This window comes from Thalassospira sp. UBA1131, from assembly GCF_002311515.1.
Classification (GTDB): Bacteria; Pseudomonadota; Alphaproteobacteria; order Rhodospirillales; family Thalassospiraceae; genus Thalassospira.
Genome location: NZ_DCAO01000041.1, coordinates 8,743 through 11,254, shown reverse-complemented (window position 1 = coordinate 11,254; position 2,512 = coordinate 8,743). Strand labels below are relative to the sequence as shown.

At 55.9% G+C, this 2,512-nt stretch carries 2 protein-coding genes and 1 pseudogene; 1 reads left to right on the top strand and 2 read right to left on the bottom strand.

All coding sequences use genetic code 11. From position 1 onward, the window contains the following. A pseudogene (locus B3Z49_RS06355) lies at window positions 1-251 on the bottom strand (dipeptide epimerase); the annotation flags it as partial. A 1-nt stretch (window position 252) separates the two neighbouring features. Then, complete coding sequence (dgcN, locus tag B3Z49_RS06350) at window positions 253-1,257, bottom strand: N-acetyltransferase DgcN (protein ID WP_008891406.1); 1,005 nt, start codon at window positions 1,255-1,257, stop codon at window positions 253-255. A gap of 272 nt (window positions 1,258-1,529) precedes the next feature. Between dgcN and B3Z49_RS06345 the strand changes: the two genes are divergently transcribed. After that, window positions 1,530-2,512: glutamine synthetase family protein (locus B3Z49_RS06345; protein WP_296989071.1), on the top strand; the 983-nt coding region annotated here is incomplete at its 3' end.

The window sequence follows — 2,512 nt, the reverse complement described above, 5'->3', positions numbered from 1 at the left end:
GCCTTCATGGCGTCCTGGAGTTCCTTGCGGGTCATGCCACGGTCAAGGGCGTCTGCCTGTGCTTCGATGTCGGCAATGACACCTTCGACCGTTTCATTATACCGGGCATAGGGAACGCATTCCCCCTGCCCGGTATGGGTGCCGTCACTCAGCGTCACCTTGACCACATGTGCCTCGGTCCGGGCCCCGCGCGAGATCTTGAAGACCTGTGCGAGGGGGAAGACTTCGGAAATCACAGTGAGTTTTGGCAACTTAGATCTCCTGCAGCTTGTCGACCAGCGACGCAACGCCGGTACGGACCGGGTCAACTGCCGGAAGGCCGAATTCGGCTTCGATGTCAGCCAGAAGTTTCTTGGCCGCTGCGTCATCAAGCGCCTTGGTGTTGATGGCAAAACCGACAACCTTGCAATCCGGGTTGGTCAGTTTGGCGTGCAACAGGTTGACGTCGAGGCAGGTTTTCAGATCCGGGAGCTTGTAGCCCGGCAGACCACGCATGTGGGCACGGGTCGGCTCGTGGCAGACGACAAGGGCGTCCGGCTGGGAGCCGTGGATCAGGCCCATGGAAACACCGGCGAAAGATGCGTGGAACAGGCTGCCCTGCCCTTCCATGACGTCCCAGTGATCGGGGTCATTGGCCGGTGCAATGGTTTCAACAGCGCCCGAGATAAAGTCGGAAATCACCGCATCAACCGAGATGCCTTCGCCGGCGATGAAGATACCGGTCTGGCCGGTGGCACGGAAGTCGGACTTGATACCGCGTTTTTTGAATTCGGCGTCGATTGCAAGGGCGGTGTACATCTTACCGACCGAACAGTCGGTACCAACAGCCAGAACGCGCTTGCCGGAACGTTTTTCACCGTTGCCGACCGGCACCTTGCCGTCGAAGTGACGCACGTCAAACAGGCTAACGCCCTTGGCCTTGGCCGCATCGACCAGTTCGGGAATCGACGAAAGACGGGTGTGCAAACCGTTGGCGATGTCCATGCCGGCATCGATGGCCGCCAGCAGGGTTTCCATCCATGCCGGACCAATGATCCCGCCACGGTTGGCAACGCCCAGCACCAGGGTTTTAACGCCGGCTGCCTTTGCTTCGGCGATCGACATTTCCGGCAGACCAAGGTCCGCCTGACAGCCCGGCAGGCTCATCTGACCGACGCACCATTCCGGGCGCCACTGCTTGATACCGATTGCGGTTTTTGCAGCCAGTTCGTCCGGCGCGTCACCAAGAAACATAAGATACGGATGTGCGATTTTCATAATACCTCCTTGACCAGCATCCAAACGCTGCTCTTAAATATTGTGGCGCGACTATAGCGCAATCTGGTAGGATCGTTCCAGAGATATGAAACGATATCTTCGACGATCCAACCGAAAATTCGTCTATAATTCTAATAAACACGACAATAACGAAATTAAATACAATAGTCTTCGAAGACAAACATCCTTTCTTGTGAATTTGTTCGGGAATGGCCCGAAAAACGCAAGAAAATGCAATTTTGAAGGACTGGCGTGAAAGCGCCCGACTACACATGAGCACCGATCTCAAGACGTGGCTATCCGAGCGAAAAATCGAAGAAGTCGAATGCATTGTTCCGGACATGTCCGGCGTTGCGCGGGGCAAGGTTCTTCCGACACAGAAGTTTCTTAAGGGGCTGGAGGCCAAAAGCCTTGCCATCCCCGAAGCAATTTTCTGCCTGACGGTAACCGGCGGCTACCCGGAGGAAACCGATGCCTTCCTTGACCCGGCCGAAAAGGACGTGGCAATGGTTCCCGACCCGGAAACTGTGCGCGTTGTGCCGTGGTACGAGGAGCCGACAGCCCAGATCATCTGCGACTGTTTCCATTTTTCCGGCGAAGAAGTTTCGACGTCCCCGCGCGGCGTGCTTAAACGTGTTCTCAAGGCATTTGAAGAACGCGGCATGCGGCCGATCATCGCGCCAGAACTTGAATTTTATCTGGTGGCAAAGAACACCGATCCGGACAACCCGCTAGAGCCGCCGATTGGTCGCTCCGGCCGTCCGGAACGCGCATCAAACGCGTTTGGTATTGATGCCATCAACGAGTTCGATCCGCTGATTGAAGACCTGTATGACTATTGCGAGGCCATGAATATCGACGCCGATACCATGAGCCACGAGTCGGGTCCGGCCCAGCTTGAAATGAACTTTAACCACGGTGATCCGCTTGAACTGGCCGATCAGGCCTTTTTGTTCAAACGCACGCTGCGTGAAACGGCACTGAAACACGGTGTCTATGGCACGTTCATGGCCAAGCCGATGGGCAACCTGCCGGGAAGCTCGATGCATATTCACCAGAGTCTTCTTGATATCAACACCGGCAAGAACCTGTTTGCCGATGATGACGGGGAAAACTCGAAACTGTTCCTGAACTATATTGGTGGCCTGCAGCGTTATCTGCCCGCAGCCATGCCGCTTCTGGCGCCGAACATGAACAGTTATCGCCGTTTGCAGCCCTGGTCGGATGCCCCGATCAACATGCACTGGTCACTTGA

Bases quoted from the DNA above. Each gene is read 5' to 3' on its own strand.
- dgcN (WP_008891406.1), bottom strand. From the start codon at position 1,257: ATGAAAATCGCACATCCGTATCTTATGTTTCTTGGTGACGCGCCGGAC.